The sequence below is a fragment of the Methyloversatilis sp. genome (assembly GCF_965284615.1).
In the GTDB taxonomy this organism is placed as follows: Bacteria; Pseudomonadota; Gammaproteobacteria; order Burkholderiales; family Rhodocyclaceae; genus Methyloversatilis.
Map to the genome: position 1 here is coordinate 1,314,495 of NZ_OZ260098.1, position 18,108 is coordinate 1,332,602.

The 18,108-nt window shown below is 65.3% G+C and carries 14 protein-coding genes and 1 tRNA gene; 4 read left to right on the forward strand and 11 right to left on the reverse strand.

Annotation, left to right across the window (positions count from 1 at the left end; translation table 11 throughout):
* Nucleotides 1-4: 4 nt before the first annotated feature.
* The 10 genes from ACQ66H_RS06310 to ACQ66H_RS06355 all read right to left on the reverse strand — a co-directional run bounded on the left by ACQ66H_RS06310 (nt 5) and on the right by ACQ66H_RS06355 (nt 11,712).
* Complete coding sequence (locus ACQ66H_RS06310; protein WP_430433265.1) at nt 5-1,216, reverse strand: methyl-accepting chemotaxis protein; 1,212 nt, start codon at nt 1,214-1,216, stop codon at nt 5-7.
* Nucleotides 1,217-1,358: 142 nt separating this feature from the next.
* Nucleotides 1,359-1,871, reverse strand: coding sequence for a putative metalloprotease CJM1_0395 family protein (locus ACQ66H_RS06315; protein ID WP_430433266.1), 513 nt, complete (start codon nt 1,869-1,871; stop codon nt 1,359-1,361).
* A 354-nt stretch (nt 1,872-2,225) separates the two neighbouring features.
* Complete coding sequence (locus ACQ66H_RS06320; protein ID WP_430433267.1) at nt 2,226-3,110, reverse strand: DUF3037 domain-containing protein; 885 nt, start codon at nt 3,108-3,110, stop codon at nt 2,226-2,228.
* 93 nt (nt 3,111-3,203) lie between these two features.
* The gene (locus ACQ66H_RS06325) at nt 3,204-3,917 is read right to left on the reverse strand and encodes a DUF3800 domain-containing protein (RefSeq protein WP_430433268.1); all 714 of its coding nucleotides are present in this window, start codon (nt 3,915-3,917) and stop codon (nt 3,204-3,206) included.
* 33 nt (nt 3,918-3,950) lie between these two features.
* Complete coding sequence (locus tag ACQ66H_RS06330) at nt 3,951-5,561, reverse strand: restriction endonuclease subunit S (protein WP_430433269.1); 1,611 nt, start codon at nt 5,559-5,561, stop codon at nt 3,951-3,953.
* Nucleotides 5,558-7,021 (reverse strand): N-6 DNA methylase, encoded by a 1,464-nt coding sequence (locus ACQ66H_RS06335; RefSeq protein ID WP_430433270.1) that lies wholly within the window; start codon nt 7,019-7,021, stop codon nt 5,558-5,560. Before ACQ66H_RS06335 ends, ACQ66H_RS06330 begins: the two co-directional genes overlap by 4 nt.
* Nucleotides 7,018-7,689 (reverse strand): DUF6988 family protein, encoded by a 672-nt coding sequence (locus ACQ66H_RS06340; protein ID WP_430433271.1) that lies wholly within the window; start codon nt 7,687-7,689, stop codon nt 7,018-7,020. Before ACQ66H_RS06340 ends, ACQ66H_RS06335 begins: the two co-directional genes overlap by 4 nt.
* A gap of 20 nt (nt 7,690-7,709) precedes the next feature.
* The gene (gene hsdR / locus ACQ66H_RS06345) at nt 7,710-10,085 is read right to left on the reverse strand and encodes an EcoAI/FtnUII family type I restriction enzme subunit R (RefSeq protein ID WP_430433272.1); all 2,376 of its coding nucleotides are present in this window, start codon (nt 10,083-10,085) and stop codon (nt 7,710-7,712) included.
* A gap of 163 nt (nt 10,086-10,248) precedes the next feature.
* A tRNA-Arg gene (locus tag ACQ66H_RS06350) sits at nt 10,249-10,323 on the reverse strand.
* A gap of 30 nt (nt 10,324-10,353) precedes the next feature.
* The gene (locus tag ACQ66H_RS06355; protein ID WP_430433273.1) at nt 10,354-11,712 is read right to left on the reverse strand and encodes a glycosyltransferase family 39 protein; all 1,359 of its coding nucleotides are present in this window, start codon (nt 11,710-11,712) and stop codon (nt 10,354-10,356) included.
* Between the two features lie 175 nt (nt 11,713-11,887).
* Here ACQ66H_RS06355 and ACQ66H_RS06360 point away from each other — a divergent pair, with 175 nt between their 5' ends.
* The 4 genes from ACQ66H_RS06360 (at nt 11,888) to ACQ66H_RS06375 (ending at nt 17,100) form a co-directional block, all read left to right on the forward strand.
* Nucleotides 11,888-12,892: a glycosyltransferase family 2 protein gene (locus ACQ66H_RS06360; RefSeq protein WP_430433274.1), complete on the forward strand. Its 1,005-nt coding sequence runs from the start codon at nt 11,888-11,890 to the stop codon at nt 12,890-12,892.
* Nucleotides 12,889-13,821 (forward strand): lysylphosphatidylglycerol synthase transmembrane domain-containing protein, encoded by a 933-nt coding sequence (locus ACQ66H_RS06365; protein ID WP_430433275.1) that lies wholly within the window; start codon nt 12,889-12,891, stop codon nt 13,819-13,821. Before ACQ66H_RS06360 ends, ACQ66H_RS06365 begins: the two co-directional genes overlap by 4 nt.
* A gap of 64 nt (nt 13,822-13,885) precedes the next feature.
* The gene (locus tag ACQ66H_RS06370) at nt 13,886-15,778 is read left to right on the forward strand and encodes an ATP-binding cassette domain-containing protein (RefSeq protein ID WP_430433276.1); all 1,893 of its coding nucleotides are present in this window, start codon (nt 13,886-13,888) and stop codon (nt 15,776-15,778) included.
* A gap of 188 nt (nt 15,779-15,966) precedes the next feature.
* Entirely contained in the window at nt 15,967-17,100 is a 1,134-nt protein-coding gene (locus ACQ66H_RS06375) for a PEP-CTERM sorting domain-containing protein (protein WP_430433277.1), read from the forward strand.
* Nucleotides 17,101-17,173: 73 nt separating this feature from the next.
* On the opposite strand, the gene ACQ66H_RS06380 is transcribed toward ACQ66H_RS06375, so the two are convergent.
* Complete coding sequence (locus ACQ66H_RS06380; RefSeq protein WP_430433278.1) at nt 17,174-18,043, reverse strand: HDOD domain-containing protein; 870 nt, start codon at nt 18,041-18,043, stop codon at nt 17,174-17,176.
* Nucleotides 18,044-18,108 lie beyond the last annotated feature (65 nt).

An 18,108-nucleotide genomic window follows, 5' to 3' on the forward strand; every position in this document is an offset into this window, starting at 1 on the left:
TGCCCTAGAACAGTTCGACCTCGCCGGTGCTCATCGTGCCGCGCGGTCCGGACTGCAGCGTCATCGACCGTGCGGCCTCGCGTGCGTCGGTCAGCAGGCGTGACAGCACTTCGTTGCGTTTCTCGACCCGGGCGATGCCGTCGCGCTGCTCGCGGTCGCGGTGCGCGTCGAACACGCCGTTCACGTAACGCGCCATCAGTTCGGTCTGCTCGCCGACCTTTGCCAGCAGCTGGCTCACCATGTCCTCGAACTGCATCGACACCATGCCCTGCATCACTGCCTCGTGTATGGTCGAGGAAAGGCGATTGATGCGCTCGGCCTGTTCGGTGGCGTGGCGGTTTATGTCCGACATCTGTTGCCACAACTGTGCGGCGCGCTCCTCGGATTCACGCGCCGAGCCGATGTCGGTGCTGGCTGAAGCGGCGACGGCCTCGCCGGCCTCGCTGATCGCACCATGCACGTCGCCAAGCAGCGCGCTGATTTCGGTGCTGAAGGTTTCAGTACGTTGCGCCAGTTTGCGCACTTCGTCCGCCACCACCGCGAAGCCGCGTCCGGCTTCGCCCGCGCGTGCTGCCTCGATGGCGGCGTTGAGCGCCAGCAGTTCCGTCTGGCGATTGATCTGATTGACCTGACCGATCAGTCCGCGCACCTGCTCGAGCTTGTTGCGTACGCCGTCGAAGCGCTGTCCGATCGCCGCGCTGCCTTCGCTCAATGTTTCCACCGTGCGCACGAAGCCGGACAACGATTCCTGCGTGCGGAGCGCGAACTGTTCGATCTCGCCGCGGCGGCGCGCCTGCTCCTCGTCGGTCGCCAGTGCAAGCAGTTCCTCCACCATCTCTCGCAAGTTCGAACGTCCGTTGCTCTCGCGCAGATTGGCGGCGGCGCCGGCGACGATGTCCTGCGAACGGGTCAGTGCCTCGCGCAGGCGTTCAAACTGTTCCCGACTGCCTCCTGCAAGTGCGCCACACAGATCGTCGTACTGCCGCACATTGCGGTCGATCTCCGCCATGCGGGCCGCCTGTCGCGCTGCGTGTCGCGCACGCGCCCGACGACTGAGCACCTGCGCGATGACCAGACTGGCAATCGCCAGCGTGATCAGCGCCGTTGTCGCCCAGCCGGAAGGCCGGGTCACGCTCAGTACTGCACCGCCCGCGCTGACCACCAGCGCCAGCCACACGGCAAGGTCATCACCTCTCAAAGAGCCCGTTTTCGTCACGTCGATAATCCTTTCTTCTGGTCTTGTTTTGTACGACGAAAGTCATATCGACAATGCCCTTCGGGTTCTCAAGGGTTCCAGTGTGAAAATTTCCCTGATGTGTGAACACGATCGGTCTGGCAGCACGTGACGACCGAAGGGGTCACGCGTGGACGTCTATCAGTGGGCGCTGTGCCGGCCGTGACTCCGCATAGATCAGCAGCGGTGTCCGGGCCGCGACCTCCGGGCGCACGACCGATCCGTCGGTCGAGGCCGCCAGTTCGACTTCGGCCTGGCGAGCCATCTGCGCCGCCCTTGCGGCGACCGCGAGATCCTGTCCCGACGGCTCGGCCGGCGCCAGCGCGGCCGCGCTGATCTGTCGCGCACGGCGCAGCGTCTCTTCCGGCGTGCGGCCGGGTGATACGTCCAGACTCACTTCGCCGCCGACGGCGTAATTCACGCCATCCGGACCTCGCTGGAAGCTGTAGTTCGCGCCCGACGTGGCCAGACCACCGGCCGCCGCCTGATGCGCTTGCTCGTGCTGTCTCACCTCTCGGTCGCGCGCCTGCAGTGCGCGCAGCTGTTCGGTTTCTTCCGGGCTGAATTCACCCGCGCTTCGCGTGCGCGGAGCGGCCGACATCGTCGCGGTAGGAAAGCTCGGAGCGGTGATATTCATCGGCGCGTGCTCCCGGATGTCGTCAACACCGGTCGCCGCAGCAGGCGGCCGGCGCATGAATATCCACTATAGACAGTGCGCCGGATGCGCGTGGGCGGGGCTGGCGGCCCCAACAGGAATCATTTTCTGGTATTCGGGAACGGAGGGCATGTTCGCCTATCGCGGCCGCAAGATCGAACCGCCTTTAGCAGGCTGTTCGACCTGCGGATGACCCAGGACGGTGAGGTGCAGTCGGGTGTGCCGCGGTTGTCTTGCGTCGGTGTTGCAGAGGCAGACCCCGTGGGGAGGGGAGGGGCAAAGCGCGCACGGTCCGCATATACCGGGCCGGCCGACAAAATTTCGGCGGGCCCGGAATTATCGGGTCGCGAACTCCAGGATGGCTGGCTCGTCGTTTGCCGCGATGACGGTCACCTGCTGTTCCTGCAATTCGTCGCGAATTTCGGCAAACGCTGCCCAGGCGCGCGCGTCGGGCTCCGGGGCGCGTACCGGCATCAGCACGTCGTCGGGCAGGGCGCCACGCTTGCGCAGTCGGCGGATCTTGTCGGTCCACTGGCCGCCATGGGTCAGCAGCTTGGTGGTGTCTTCCTGGGCCAGATAAAGCGGCTTGATGATGCGTTCCGGCTTGCCGTCATGCATGCGCACGAAGGGGAAGGTGACCGCGAACTCCTCGTTGCCGACCTTTTCGTTGCGGTAGGTTGCCGTCAGTCTGGCCGTGGCGAGCACGTGCTGAACGGCTCTTTCGAGCAGGCGCTCCTGATACTCGCGGGTCACGAAGTTGCGTTCGACGTAGTGATCGAACAGTTCGTCGAGCTTGGCTTGCGGTTTGTCCGCAAGTGCCACGCGGGGTGCATCGAACAGCACCATGGTTTCGCGTGGCCGGGTCAGTTCGGTGAACAGGGCACCTGCGGCTCTGGTATCCACTACGGGGTGGGCGTCGCCGAAGGCCACGCGGCGCAGGTCGGCTGCCAGCCGGTCGAGTTCAAACTTGATCAGTTCGCGGCCGCGGAAATAGACCTTGCGGTCGAGCTGGTGAAAGAACTTCGTGATCCGGCCGTACTTGGTCAGCAGCCGATAAGCGAAGAAGCGCGCCTCGGGCGCCATCAATACGACACCCACGTTCGCAAATTCGCCCGTTTCAACGAATGGGCGAAAGCGCAGCAAGGCGTAGTGGCAGACCTGCTTGGGTCGAACATGCGGCTTCATGGCGGGCGAGATGAGGTCTCGGTACAGCTTGATCAATTCACTCGATAGAGTGTATCGTCGATCACAAATGGGTTGGGACTACCCGACCGGCGCTGGGCCACGCGGACTTCCGGGTGGCCCTTCTGCTTTTCAGGGGAATACCTTCAGACCGTTGCCAGTAATGCATTGGTGGCGCCCCGCATACAGCTTCCTCTTCATCACATCCCAGGCCCGGTTGGGCTGATCCGGCCGAAGTACGGCAAGCCCGGCCGGGCGCGCGGTAAGGTCGGCGAGCTGCAGTCCTTCGGAATTCGTTTTCTTGTCGGCGACTAGCAACTGGAACGGAAGCTTGCGCTGCTGCCGGTTGGCGCCGTCGCATACCCGCCTGAACTCCAGTTCGAGCGCCGCGTCTTCCTTCGGGCCACGTGCCTCGCAGATGATCCAGGTATCGCGGTCACTCTCCACCTGCTGGTCGAGGAAGGCGCTCACCCGTTCCAGCCCGAACTGCATGGCGAGGTGATAGGGGTGAATCGGCCGGCTGTAGCGCGCGGCGTGCCTCTGCTTGTCGATCACGACGGCGATCAGTGTCATGTCGGTGCCGGCGATGAGTTCGGTCAGCCGGTCAAGGAAGGCCTCGCGCGCCTCCTTGTTCAGCCGAGCGAAATGGCCCTTCTTCTTGCGGATGTCGTGCTCGTGCAGCACTACCAGATCATGGCCGAAGAAATCGAACTTCAGCTGCCGGATCGCGGGTGTGACCTCGCGTACATACACCTCGACCGGAAAGACGCAGAAGGACAGCACGAACAGCGGCCATTCCGGGTTAATCGATTCCAGGCTGTGATCGCCGCTTTCGTTGACGAACACCACATGACCCGGTCGGCCGCGGGTGTCCATGTTTCAGGCGGCCTCCAGCGACGCGGCGATCAGCGTGTCGGCGAGGGTGGCCCGACGCTGGAGGGCGGTGGCGAGGTCGGCTTTGAGGCGGTCGCACAGGGCCATCAGTTCGGCGACCTTGGCAACGATGCGGTGCCGCTCGGCGAGAGGTGGCAGACCGAAAGAAAAATTCAAGAGTTTGTAGGTTTCAAGTTTGCAGGTGCCATGTGTGGACCGCTCGACGAGATCCAGAAAGTCGTTTTTGAACCCCTTGCAGACAAGCATCAGATAAGGCGCGATTTCCGGAAGCCGCGGGATCAACGCCTTCATGTCCTGATTGATTGTTACGTCAACGCGCGTTATCGCTACTGGGAAAGAGTGAGCCAGGATCATTCCTCGCACTACGACCAGCAGGCTCCCCGACGGAATAGTCCTAATAGTCGTTTCGCTCAGGGCGCGCGCCGTGATCTGATCCTGAGATTCGGAGATGAAATCCACTTTCATGTCTTTAGGGCTGACCCAAGGCACGCCTTCACCCCAGAAGTCGTCTCGGCTCTTGGTCGGCGTCATGCCTCCGCCAACTTCACATAGCGCGCCAAATGATGTTGTCTCCCAACCTTTTGGCAACGCAAGCAGTGGCGGGCCATCAGCGTCTCCGGATACGCTTGTTGCCGAGATGTCCTTGAAGTCCTGAGGCACCAACTTGCCCCTGACCGCAAGCTGCAGCACGGTCTGTTTCAGCGCGTCGATGGCGGCTTCGGTGGTGAAGAGGGTGTCGAAGTGGGCGGCGAGACGTTGCCAGTTGGCGGCGAAATCGGCGGCGTCGGTGCTTCGGGTCAGGGCAGCGAGCAGGGCGTTGACGAGGCGGGCGTGCGCGGCTTCGGCATCGGCCTGTTCCGCATCCAGCCGGTCGCACAGCGCCATCAGTTCGTTGACTTTGGCGACGATGCGGTTTTGCTCGGCGAGCGGCGGCACGGGGACCGAAATCCTCTCCATCTTCTCTTTGGTCATATGGACCATCGAAACGCCGTGTCCAGCGGCTTTGATTTCAGCCGTCTTTTCAAGCAGGAATTTATATAGAAACTCCTTGGAGAGGTTCTCTTCGTCGAAGAGTTGAAGTTTCCAAATGTGGTAGTGGTAGATGACTTTCGTGCCTTGCCAAATGAAGGGCCCGAAGGAAGCTGACCACGAATAGATCAAATCGCCCGCATCGCAATACTTGTCCGATTCAAGCGTAAGGTCGGAGTAGTACCAATGATTCGAAGTGAACAGATTTCCGACGCGCAGAACGGGTGTGCCTGCATCCAGCAGTTCGCTCTTCGCGTAAGCTCGGCCGTTCAGAATCTGCACCAAGTCCGCCAGGCGCGCCCAGGCCCAACTATCCGGCAAATCGAACGGGCGCTCATTCCCGGATACTGAAGGCTCAGGCTTGAGCTTCCTCGATCCTTTCTTCGCTTCGATCGCACCTTTTCGTGAGGCAATCCGCTTGAGCAGTTCGCTCGCCGGCTCATCATCTGGGTCCTGCGGCACCAGCTTCCCCCGCACCGCCAGTTCCAGAATCAACCCGCGCAACTTCCTGATGCCATCCGGCGCGTCAGCGATCAGTGGCAGGTTCCCGGTCAGCAGCGCGCTCACGCCTTGCCCTCCAGCGCGGCGGCGAGGGCGGCCTTGAGCTGGTTGCGGGTGTCGGCGATGCGCTGCTGCAACTGTGCGTAGTCGGCGAGCAGGGTGTCCGGGTCGTGGCTGGCCTGTTCCGGGCTGTGCGGGTTCTTGCAGTCGAGGTTGTAGTTGCGGGCGCGGATGTCGTCGGCGTTCACCTTCCATGCGTATTCGTTCTCGACGCGGCCGCTGCGTTCGTCGCCGCCCCACCAGGCTTTTTCGGCGGCGAATTCCTCGGTGCGCATCGGCCGGGTTTTGGAATAGTTCTTGTAGCCGGGCGGGTAGGGGTGTTCGTAGAACCAGACGTGCTCGGTCGGGCTGCCCTTGGTGAAGAACAGCAGATTGGTCTTGATGCCGGTGTAGGGGTTGAACACGCCATTGGGCAGGCGCACCACAGTGTGCAGATTGCAGGTGGCGAGCAGCTGCTCCTTGATGCGGGTCTTGATGCCCTCGCCGAACAGCGTGCCGTCCGGCAGCACGACGGCGGCGCGGCCGCCTTCCTTCAGCAGATGCATGATGAGCACCAGAAACAGGTCGGCGGTTTCGCGGGTGCGGAAGGCGGTGGGGAAGTTGCTCTCTATGCCGTCCTCTTCCATGCCGCCGAAGGGCGGGTTGGTCAGGATGACATCCACCCGGTCGCTCGGGCCGTAGTCGCGCAGCGGCCGCGCCAGCGTGTTGTCGTGCCTCACGTTGGTGGGCACGTCGATGCCGTGCAGGATCATGTTGGTGGTGCACAGCAGGTGCGGCAGCGGCTTCTTCTCGACACCGTGTATCGAAGCCTGAAGCTGGCGCTCGTGCTCGACCGTCTTCACGTGATGGCGGCGTACATGTTCGATGGCGCAGGCAAGAAAGCCGCCGGTGCCGCAGGCGGGGTCCAGGATCTGTTCGCCCAGCCGCGGCGCGACCATGTTGACCATGAACTGGGTGACCGGGCGCGGCGTGTAGTACTCGCCGGCGTTGCCCGCGCTCTGCAGGTCGCGCAGGATCTGTTCGTAAAGGTCACCGAACAGGTGGCGGTCCTGCGCCTTGTTGAAGTCGATGCCTTCGCAGATGCGGTTGATCACCTGACGCATCAGGTGGCCGGACTTCATGTAGTTGTAGGCGTCCTCGAACACCGCGCGGATGACGTAGGCGCGCCGGTCGTCTCCGCGCGCTTGCAGGTTCTTCAGCTTGGGAAACAGGGTGTTGTTGACGAAATCCAGTAGTTCGTCGCCGGTCATGCCCTCCGGGTCGGCCGCCCAGTTGCGCCAGCGCAGGTGCTCGGGTATCGGCGAGCGGAAGTCCTCCTGCAGCAGTTCGTATTCGGTTTCCTTGTCGTCGTAGATCTTCAGGAAAAGCATCCAGACCAGCTGACCGATGCGCTGCGCGTCGCCATCGACGCCGACATCCTTGCGCATGATGTCCTGGATGGATTTGAGGGTGGTGCTGATGCTCATGGGTGTCCGGAGGGCGGGTTCTTTTCTGGGGCTTCGATGACGGGCAGTACGTCGAGAAAATCGCGGTGCATCGCGCGGATCGCCTCCATGGCCTGAAGGCGGCCCGATGCGATGACGCAGAGCTGGGCGGCCAGCGCGCAGAGCGCATTGGCGTTCCGCAGCACATCGCGACAAAGTTGCAGAGGATACCCGCTGACCGACCTCGCCAGCGGGTGGATACCGCCGTGGGCGTAGCTGTTGAGCGCCTTCCAGGTGACGTCGCGGTAGGCGGTGAGCTGTGCCAGCAGGGCGCGCGGCATCGTGGGGCAGCCGTCCAGTTCAGTCAGCATCTTGGCCAGCATGGGCGCGTCTTTGCCCGATTCAGCGGCGTCAGCGGTGAGCGGCACACTGAGCTTTTCGATCCAGCTGTCGGTCGCCGCGTACATCAGCCAGATGCCGCGTACCAGCGTCTCGAACTGGGTACGCAACAAGGTGATGCCCGGGGCAGCGAAGTTCGCCGCGACCAGCGCATGCGCGGCCACGCCGTGCTCGATCGACAGCAGGCCGGATTGCCGCGCGACGGCGAAGCGATTGCCGGCATATGGCGGAAGGTCGGCCACGGCATCCTCTATGGCTGCATGAAGCGCATGACTGCGTTCGAGGAAGGTCTGAAACTGCTGGGGTGTCATTGAATGCAGCGCACTGAAGCTCAACCGTAAAGCGCCTGCTCGAGTTCACGGATGGCGGCCAGATAGGCGGCGCGGCCGCCAAAGGCACCGATCAGCTCGGGCGCGGTACCCAACTCGGTGAAAGGCGCCAGCGTCAGGATCTTGATGTCCTCGATGCTTTCGATGCCGGCGTCGGCGTACTTGTCGAGCAGCGCTTCGAGCACCCGACGGGCCTGTTCGCCATACTTGTCGAACACGGTGTGCTGGCGCATCTGCTCTGCACGCTCGCGCCGCGTCAGCGGCGGCCGGTCGAAGGCGACGTGGCAGATGAGATCGAAGGGGTCGAATACCTTGCCGGTCTTCTTTTCGACGTCCTCGGCCAGCGCATCCAGCAGCACGCCCTGGGCTTCCAGTTCCTCGCACAGCGCCTGCTTGCGCTCGGCGGTGTTCCAGCGGTTGAGGAAGTCGTCGAGTGAGGCGAAGGACTTGCGGACGGCGTTGCGGGTGTAGTCCTTCAGTGATTCGGTGATCAGCTTGCCGTCCGGGCCGTAGTACTGCACCCGCTCTGCCACCACCTGCACGGTGACCTCGCCGCCCACCACGTACTTCAGGCGTCGGCCTGTCTCGGCATCCCGGGCGTCGGGTATGGCGTCGCCGGTGATGTCGCCGGCCTGGATGTCCCCGGCAGCGTCCGGGTCTGACTGCCCGTCGGGCAGTTCGTCCGGCGGTATCGGCGCTTGATCGCCGGTTGGCTCGAACACCTGCACCGGGTCGCCATCGAAGGCGGGGTCGGCGAACAGTTCGGTCGCCTTCTTGAAGTCCATGATGGTGAACCAGAACTTGCCATAGTCCTCGTTGATGCGGGTGCCGCGGCCGATGATCTGCTTGAATTCGGTCATCGACTGGATGCGCTGGTCCAGCACCACGAGTTTGCAGGTCTGGGCGTTGACGCCGGTGGTCATGAGCTTGCTGGTGGTGGCGATGACCGGGTAGCGGCTTTCCGGGTCGATGAAGTTGTCCAGCTCGGCCTTGCCTTCCTGCTCGTCTCCCGTGATGCGCATGACGTACTTGCGGTTCTCCTTCACTCGCGCCGGGTTCAGGTTCACCAGCGCCTGACGCATGCGCTCGGCGTGGTCGATGTCTTCGCAGAACACGATGGTCTTGGCGTAAGGGTCGGTCGCGGTCAGATACTCGGTGATCTTGCGGGCGACCAGTTCGGTGCGCTTTTCGAGCACCAGCGTGCGGTCGAAGTCCCTCTGGTTGTAGATGCGGTCCTCGATGACTTCGCCGTGCTTGTCTGTCTGCCCCTTGGCCGGTCGCCAGCCTTGCAGATCGCGGTCGATGTCGATGCGTACTACCTTGTAGGGGGCGAGGAAGCCGTCGTCGATGCCCTGCTTCAGTGAGTAGGTGTAGACCGGTTCGCCGAAGTAATGGATGTTCGATACGTCGCGGGTTTCCTTCGGCGTGGCGGTCAGGCCGATCTGCGTCGCGCCGGAGAAGTAGTCCAGCACTTCGCGCCAGGCGGAGTCCTCGGCGGCACTGCCACGGTGACATTCGTCGATCACGATAAGGTCGAAGAAGTCGGGCGAGAACTGCCGGTAGATGTTCTTCTCGTCCTCGGTGCCGGTGACCGCCTGATAGAGCGACAGATAGATCTCGAACGCCTTGTTCGCCTGGCGCTTCTCGATCTTGGTCATCGCCGCACCGAAGGGCTTGAAGTCGTTGGTGCGGGTCTGGTTGACCAGGATGTTGCGGTCGGCCAGGAAGAGGATGCGCCGGCTTACCCGCGCCTTCCACAACCGCCAGATGATCTGGAAAGCGGTGTAGGTCTTGCCGGTGCCAGTCGCCATGACCAGCAGGATGCGCTTCTGCCCCCGCGCGACTGCTTCGATGGTGCGGTTGATCGCGGTCGCCTGGTAGTAGCGAGGTGCCCGGCCGCTGCCGTCGTCGTAATAGGGCGTTTCGACCATGGCTTTCGCCGTGTCGTCGAGTCCTCGCCATGCGCAGTAGCGTCGCCACAGTTCGTCCGGCGGAGGAAACTGGGCCAGCGTCAGTGAGGTCTCGGTCAGTTGGGCTTGCCCGGTGCGGTCATGGAACAGGAATCCGCTGCCGTTGCTGGAGAACACGAAAGGAATGTCGAGTGTTTCGGCATAGTCGAGCGCCTGCTGCATGCCGTCGCCGACGCCATGCTCTGCATCTTTCGCTTCGATCAGGGCGATGGGCTGATTCGGCTGGATGTAGAGCACATAGTCGGCCCGCTTGCCTTTGCCGCGGCTGTGCAGTCGGCCGCGCACGACGATGCGGCCCTTGGTGAAGCTCACCTCTTCGCGGATCTGTGCATGCAGATCCCACCCGGCATCGACCAGTGCGGGGGTGATGTATTTGCTGCAGATATCGCGCTCGGACAGTTTGGCCATCGGTTTGTGTGCCGGGACTGGGTGGCAGATAGGATAAGTGAATCCGGCGGAGCGCTGCGTGACCGCCCCGGCAATATGAAGAAGGCTTGGTGCCCGGGTTGCCGGCCGAGAGAGCGGGTGCCTGAGGCGGGGGCTGGACAGACCGTGCGGTCAGAGAGTGGGCTGGCGGCCCCAACAGGAATCGAACCTGTACCTACCCCTTAGGAGGGGGTTGTTGTATCCATTCAACTATGGAGCCGCAGGGGCGCGATTGTAACCGCGCGCCGCGTCAGCGGACGAGGGTGTAGCGGTATTCGATCGGCGGGTGGCCGGGGTGGGCGTGGCGGTAGCGCAGGCGGAGCAGGGCGTAGTCGCCGGTGCCGGCACGGTCGAACATCGCACGGCCTGCTTCGCCGCGTCCGATCAGCAGATGTGCCCCCGATTGCGCTGGGGGCGCTGGCGCGTCGTCCTTCCACACGACGACCTGCGCCTGCGGGAAACGCACGCGGAGCACGCCGCCGAGCACAGGGTCGTGGGTAACGATGGGCGCGCGACCGTCGTAGCCGGCGCTGCGCAGCGCAAGCGCCAGTTCGGCCGCCGGTTCGTTCAGTTCGTCCGGCCGGTTGCGCCAGCCGTCGAACACCGGCCGCATGCTGGCCATGAAGAGGTAGAGCAGCGCGAACACGATGAGCGTGGCGCGCAGCCAGTACAGCCGCGGGTGGGTTGCGAGATGCGGTCGACAGCAGAAGAAGGCCAGCGGCGCCATGAACAGCAGCGGCTGCAGCCAGCGTCCCTTGAAATGGGTGGCGCCGCCGACCACCACCAGCGCGATCATCAGCAGCGCCAGCAGTCCGAGATAGCGGCCCCACAGGCGGCAGTGTGTCGATGCGGCGGCGGGCGCCCAGGTGGCGCGGCCGAAGATCGCGGCGAAGGCGAGCGCCAGCGCGGCCAGGGTGGCCATCGTGGCGCCGAGCAGGCTGCTCAGTCCGCGCACGATGCCGCCCGCCAGGCCGGGGGCGGCGTCCAGCTTTTCCAGCGTGCGGGCACTGGCCAACTGCCAGTTGTCGAGCAGCCACAGCGCATGCGGCGCGAGCACCACGAGCGCCAGCAGCGCGGCTGCGATCAGCCACGGGCTGCGCAGCATGGACCGCGTGTCGCGCGACAGCAGCACCGCCAGCCCGAGCGCGGCCAGATAGACCGCGAAGCTGTATTTGGACAGCAGGCCGAGCGCTGCGCACAGGCCGAGCGCGAGGTAGAGCACCGGGCGCGGCTTCTCGATCAGCCGCACGACGACGTAGAGCGTGGCGGCGGCGACAGCGGTGGCCAGCACCGAATGCGTCAGGTCGCGCTGCGATTCCCAGCCGATCTGCGGGATCAGCAGCATCGACGCCGCCGACAGCAGCGCCAGCGGTGCCGACATCAGCCGGCGGGCGGCCAGCCAGACGAAGGCGTAGGTCGATGCGAGCAACGTGTTCTTCAGCAGCGACAGCGACAGCACCGACACCCCGGTTACCTGGAACACCGCCCATTGCAGCCATGTATACAGCGGCGGCTGCGTGCCATAGCCGGCGGCCAGCTGCTGGGTCCACAGCGCCTGCTCGGCCTCGTCCAGTTCGAGCGCGTCCGACACCAGCGTGCGAGCCACCATGTGGGCGCCGAAATAGAGCAGGAGCAGCAGCCACGGGGCGCGGTGCGACGGGGCGGACGGGGTGGACGGGGTGGATGGGGGGCGTTCATGGCGTCGCAGTGTCGCCGCACATCTTTAATTTGGCGTTAACCGCGGCGCTGCACGATGGCGGCTCTTCATGTCGGATCGTCCGCCCATGCCCCAGGTACTCGAATTCGCTCAGCCCGAACTGCCGACGCGCGCCCCGGCCGAGGCGCCGGAGGTGTCCGTCGTCGTGCCGGTGTTCAATGAGTTCGACAACCTCGGCGATCTGGTCGATCGCATCCACGCCGCACTGGCGCCGACCGGCCGCCGCTTCGAACTGATCGTCGTCAACGACGGTTCGCGCGACGGCAGCGGCGCGCTGCTGACGCGGCTGGTGGCCGAACGACCGTGGCTGCGGCCGGTGCTGCTGGTGCGCAACTACGGTCAGTCGAGCGCACTGCAGGCCGGCTTCGACCGCGTGCGCGGCCGCTACGTCGTCACGCTGGACGGCGACCTGCAGAACGACCCGCTCGACATTCCGGCGATGATCGATCGCCTCGCCACCGACCCCGACGTCAACATGATTTCAGGCTGGCGCCAGCAGCGGCAGGACAAGGCGCTGTCGCGCCGCCTGCCGTCCGTGATTGCGAACAAGCTCATTTCCGCCTCGACCGGTGTGCATCTGCACGACTACGGCTGCGCGCTGAAGGCCTACCGGCGCGACATCATCGACCGCATCCGGCTGTACGGCGAACTGCACCGTTTCATCCCGTCGCTGGCGCGCGACGCGGGTGCGCGCATCGCCGAGGTGCCGGTGCGCCACCACGCGCGCACGCGCGGCGAGTCGAAGTACGGCATAGACCGCACCTTCCGCGTCATCCTCGACCTGGTGCTCATTGTCTTCTTCATGCGCTACCGCCAGCGTCCGCTGCACGCCTTCGGCGCGCTCGGCCTGTGGCTCGCCACGCCGGGTGCCGCCATCCTCGGCTGGATGGGTCTGCTCAAGCTGTTCGGCCACGACATCGCCGGCCGGCCGCTGCTGATGGCCGGCGTCATGCTGCTGCTGATGGGCGTGCAACTCATCGTCGCCGGTCTGATCGGCGAACTGCTCATCCGCATCTATCACGAAGGCCGCGGCGTGCCGCAGTACCACGCACAGGAGCCGGAGGCGCGATGACGCGCAGCGCCGCGCTGCGCCTCGCCGCAGCCGGCGTCTTGCTGGCGGCGGTGATCCATGTGGCGGAGCCGGCGGCGCTGGTTAACACCCTGCGGCGGGCCGACCGCGACTGGCTGCTGCTTGGCTTGGTCGCAGCGCTGCTGTCCAACGTCGCCTCCGCGCTGCGCTGGCGTGCGCTCACGGCCTGGCTCGGGGCGGCCGTCAGCCCCTCGTTCGCGCTGCTCGCCTACTTCCGTGCGATGGCGCTGAACGCGCTGCTGCCGGGGGCGGTCGTCGGTGGCGATCTGTATCGCGCGCTGGCTCTGCGACAGGCCGGTCTGCCGACACTCGACGCCGGACTATCGGTGCTGCTGGACCGCGTAAGCGGTCTGTGGGTGCTGCTGGCGCTCGGTGCCGGCGCATTGCCGTTCGCCGCATCCTCGATTGCGCTCCCACTGCCGCTGCCGCTTGTCTGGATCGACCTGTCGTGTGCGATGGCGGCCGTGCTGCTGCTGACCGCGCCACTGCTGCTGGTCGCGCGGCCGATCAGCGGCGGTCGAGCGTTCGCTGCGCTGGCGCGGGTGCAATCGCGACTGCGGCGTCCGCGGGTGGTGCAGCAGTACGCGCTGCAGATGGGCGCTTCGCTGGTCGTGCAGGCACTGTCGATTGCCGCGCTCGCCTGCGGCGGCCGCGCGCTCGGACTCGAGCTGTCACCGGCCGTGTGGGCGACCGCGGCGGCGCCCATCTTCCTGATGGCGGCGCTGCCGGTCAGCGTCGGCGGCTGGGGTACGCGTGAAGCGGCGGCGGCGGCGGTGCTCGCCGTCTTCGGCGTGCCGGCCGCGCAGGCGGTCGCGGTGGCGCTGATCTACGGCGTGTTCGGCCTGCTGCAGGCTGCGCTCGGTGGCGCGCTGTTCGCCTGCCGGGCGCAAGCGGTGGCGCGCGCCGGCTGAGTCGCCGCCAGGGCAGGGCGTATACTGCGCGCCCGCCTCCGAACCGCCTCACCCGCCGCCCGCCATGCCGCTGATCACCCTCGACAATGCCTGCCTCGCTTTCGGCGACCTGCCGCTGCTGGACCACACCGCGCTGGTGGTCGAACCGGGCGAGCGGCTGGCGCTGATCGGCCGCAACGGCACCGGCAAGTCCAGCCTGCTCAAGATCCTCGCCGGTGACGCCGCGCTCGACGACGGCACGGTGTGGCGCCAGCCGGGCACCAAGATCGCCTACGTCGCGCAGGAGCCGCAGTTCGCCGCCGGCGCCCGCGTGTTCGACGCCATCGCCCAAGGCTTGGGCGAGCTGTCGCAACTGCTGATCGATTACCACGACGTGGCCGAGGCGGTTGCGCATGGTGACGAGAGCAAGCTCGACCGCATGGCCGAACTGCAGGACGCGCTGGAGCATCATCAGGCCTGGCGCTTCGAGCAGCGCATCGAACAGGCGCTGGTCCGGCTCAACCTGCCGGGCGACGCCACCGTGGAATCGCTGTCCGGCGGCATGCTCAAACGCGTGGCACTGGCGCGCGCGCTGGTGGCCGAGCCGGACATGCTGCTGCTTGACGAACCGACCAACCACCTCGACCTCGACGGCATCGCCTGGCTGGAGGCACTGCTCAACGACTTTCGCGGCGCCAGCCTGGTCATCACGCACGACCGCCGCTTCCTCGACAGCTTCGCCACCCGCATCATCGAACTGGACCGCGGCCTGCTACGCAGCTATCCCGGCCGCTACGCGCAGTACGTCGCGCGCAAGGCCGACGAGTTGGCGGCCGAGGCGCTGGAATCGGCGCGTGCCGACAAGCTGCTGGCGCAGGAAGAGGTGTGGATACGCAAGGGCGTCGAGGCGCGGCGTACGCGTGCGCAGTTCCGTGTAAAGCGGCTCGACGAGCTGCGCGCCCGGCGCGAGGCGCGGCGCGAACAGATGGGTCGCGCCCGCATCGGACTGGATCGCGGCGAAGCGTCCGGCGAACTGGTGGCGGAACTCGAAGGCGTGAGCAAGCGCTATGGCGACCGCCCCATCGTGCGCGACTTCTCGACGCGCATCGTGCGCGGCGACAAGGTGGGCCTGATCGGCCCCAACGGCGCCGGCAAGACCACGCTGCTCAAGCTCATCCTCGGCCAGCTGGAGCCGGACGAAGGCCGCGTGCGTACCGGCAGCCGCATACAGGTCGCCTATTTCGACCAGTTCCGCACCCAGCTCGACGAATCGGCCACGCTGGCCGAGGTGATCAGCCCGGGTTCGGATTTCGTCGAGATCGGCGGCAAGCGCACGCACGTGATCGGCTATCTGGGCGACTTCCTGTTCCCGCCTCAGCGTGCGCGCGCCAAGGTCGAGTCGCTGTCCGGCGGCGAGCGCAACCGGCTGCTGCTGGCGCGGTTGTTCGCGCGCCCGGCCAACGTGCTGGTGCTGGACGAGCCGACCAACGACCTCGACATGGAAACGCTGGACTTGCTCGAACAGCTGCTGCAGGACTACGACGGCACCGTGCTGCTGGTATCGCATGACCGCGCCTTCCTCGACGCCGTGGTGACGCAGACCATCGCCTATGAGGGCGACGGTCGCTGGCGCGAGTACGTCGGCGGCTACAGCGACTGGGTCGCCCAGCGCCCGGCCGCGCCGGTGTCATCGCCGGTCGCACCGGCGAAGCCCGCACCGGCTGCTGCGCCGGTCAAGGCCGACAAGCCGGCCGCAGCGCCGAAGAGCAAGCTCAGCTTCAAGGAGCAGAAGGAACTGGACGGGTTGCCCGACCGCATCGCTGCGCTGGAGGACGAGCAGGCGACACTGACCGCGCGGCTGTCGAGCGGCGCACTGGCCGGTCCCGAAGCGGCCGGCGTGTCCACCCGTCTGGGGGCGCTGGCCGCCGAAATCGACGCCGCCATGCTGCGTTGGGAAGAACTGGAATCGCGTCGCTGAGCCCGAATTCTGTCGGATTTATTTACAGATCTCGGGCCGGCGAACGCTGCTATCCGAGATAGGTAAAAAACTTCATATATTTCAGTTTTGTGTAACCCCCTGTTTTTCTGGAATGTGACTTGCTACACGGTCGATGACGACTCGGGAGAATTTCCCTTGTTGTCGTAAAAGAACCCAGGAGACAGATCATGGCCATCCCCTTCCGCAAGAAGGTTCGTCGCGCTGCACTGACTGCGGCCCTCGCCGGCATGAGTGCCGCACACGCCGCCCCCACCGTCGATCTCGAGAACGTCGGTTGGGTCACCTACGGCGATGCCCGTTCCTATTCGCTGCCGATTTCCGGTCTCGAAGTGATGTCGGGGCCGGGCCAGATCGATATCTTCACCAAACTCGGCCTGGGCGCCGACGGCCAGACCAGCAATGGCACGCCCGGTGTCAACGACGCCTTCGATACCCCTCAGGCGAACACCACCGAGGGCTTCCGCACGACGACCGCAAACGAACCCAACAGTCTGGCCGGTGTGCTCGACGGCAGTTGGGATCGCTCCGGCTGGTGGGATGCCAGCCTGTCGGCGCTCAACTCCGAACTGAACTTCGACGAGAACTCGCTGGTGTTCTTCTTCGCCAACAACGAGATCGGCTCCGGCGAAGACCGCGCCAGTCTGGCGGCGTGGATGCGCGTCGAGGTGTCGCAGATCAGCACCGGCACCATCCTCGGCCGCTTCGACCTGAGCAATGACTTCGACCAGGATGGCGTTTCGGTCTACGGCGGGCTGCCGACCTTCGACGGCTCGGGTGGCTCCGGCATCATTCTCGGCGGCTCGGATCTGTATACCGCGCCCGGCGCGCTGACCGAAGCAGGTCGTGTCGAACCGGTGCTCGCAGACTTCGTGCGCTCCGGTGGCCCGGTCTGTCTGGCAACGGTGCCGGGTGGCGAAATCATCGTCGATTGCGCCGGCCCCTATGACCGCAAGGTCGAGCACAACCTGGGCGGTGACCGCGCTGCCTACGCCATCGTGATGACCGAGCTCGACGCACTGATTGCCAGCCTGATCGGCGGCGATCTGAGCGACTACGCGATCCATGTCGATTACCGCCTCGGCTGTGGCAGCGAGGATGGCTTCGGCACCGTGCGTGAAGCGCCGCGGCAGAATGAGGACGTCGGCAACTGTTTCGACAAGTACGCATTGAATGGTGGTGACGAGAAGCTGTTCATCGGCACCCAGGCGCGTACGGACATCAACGTACCGGAGCCCGGTTCGCTGGCGCTGATCGCCGCTGCGCTGGCCGGCGCAGGCCTGCTGCGTCGCCGTCGGGGCTGATTGTCGCGCCCGAAGCAGCTTGCTGCTGAATGAAAAAGGCCACCCGCGGGTGGCCTTTTTCATTGTGACGGCGTCAGTCCGCGTCGGGCGCGGCGTGATCGGGGAGCGTCGGCGGCGGCGAGCCGTCCATCGGCAGACCCAGGCGGCCCAGCAGCGTTTCGTGGCTGATCCGCAACAGCTCCTCGATGTCCTTGAAGTCGTCGGGCAACGCTGGGTCGTCCCAGCCTTTTGCGCTGTGACGGGCCAGATTGACGGCGTACTGCACGTTGCGCACGCGCGGTGACGGGTGAGCGGAGCCGCCCATCAGTTCGACCAGCAGCGCCGGCAGTCGCCACGCCTTGGCCAGCGCCACCTGCAGATCGTGCGAAGTCACGTTGAACACCACCTTCTGCGCGGCCGCCGTGCGCATCGTCGGATTGGCGCGCAGCAGGTCGCGCAGCTTCAGCGACAGCTTCGGGGCGAACACCCAGCAGAGGATTTCCGCCACGTCATGAAGCAGTGTGGCGACGGTGATCTCGTTGACGTCGATGTCGTGGCGCATCAGCGCCCATTCGCGGGCCCAGCCCGACGCCTTGCGTGCCCGCGCGATCACGCGCATGACGCCGAGCAGCGCCTGCGGGTGTGCGTGCAGGTGCTCCTCCAGCGTCGGGAGCGACTCGAAATGATTGAAGAAGGGCGTGATGCCGATCATCATCAGCGCCCGTTCTATCGTCGTGATGTCGGTATGCTGGCTGCGGCCGCGCTTGGCTTCGATGAAGGCGAGCACACGCAGCGTCATCAGCGGGTCGTGCAGGATGACCTGGGCGATGGTGCGGGCACTGACCGTGTTTTCGGCCTCCCGCAACTGGGCCAGTTCACGGGTGGTGCGGGCAAGTACTGGCAGGGGCTTGTCGCTCATGAAAGCGACCCAGCCCTCCAGGGTGGCGTTCGACGCGTCGCGCATGTGTCAGGTCCTGTGGACGATGACCCGTTAACGGCTCCGCATGCCGCCTACTGAAGAGGTGGCGC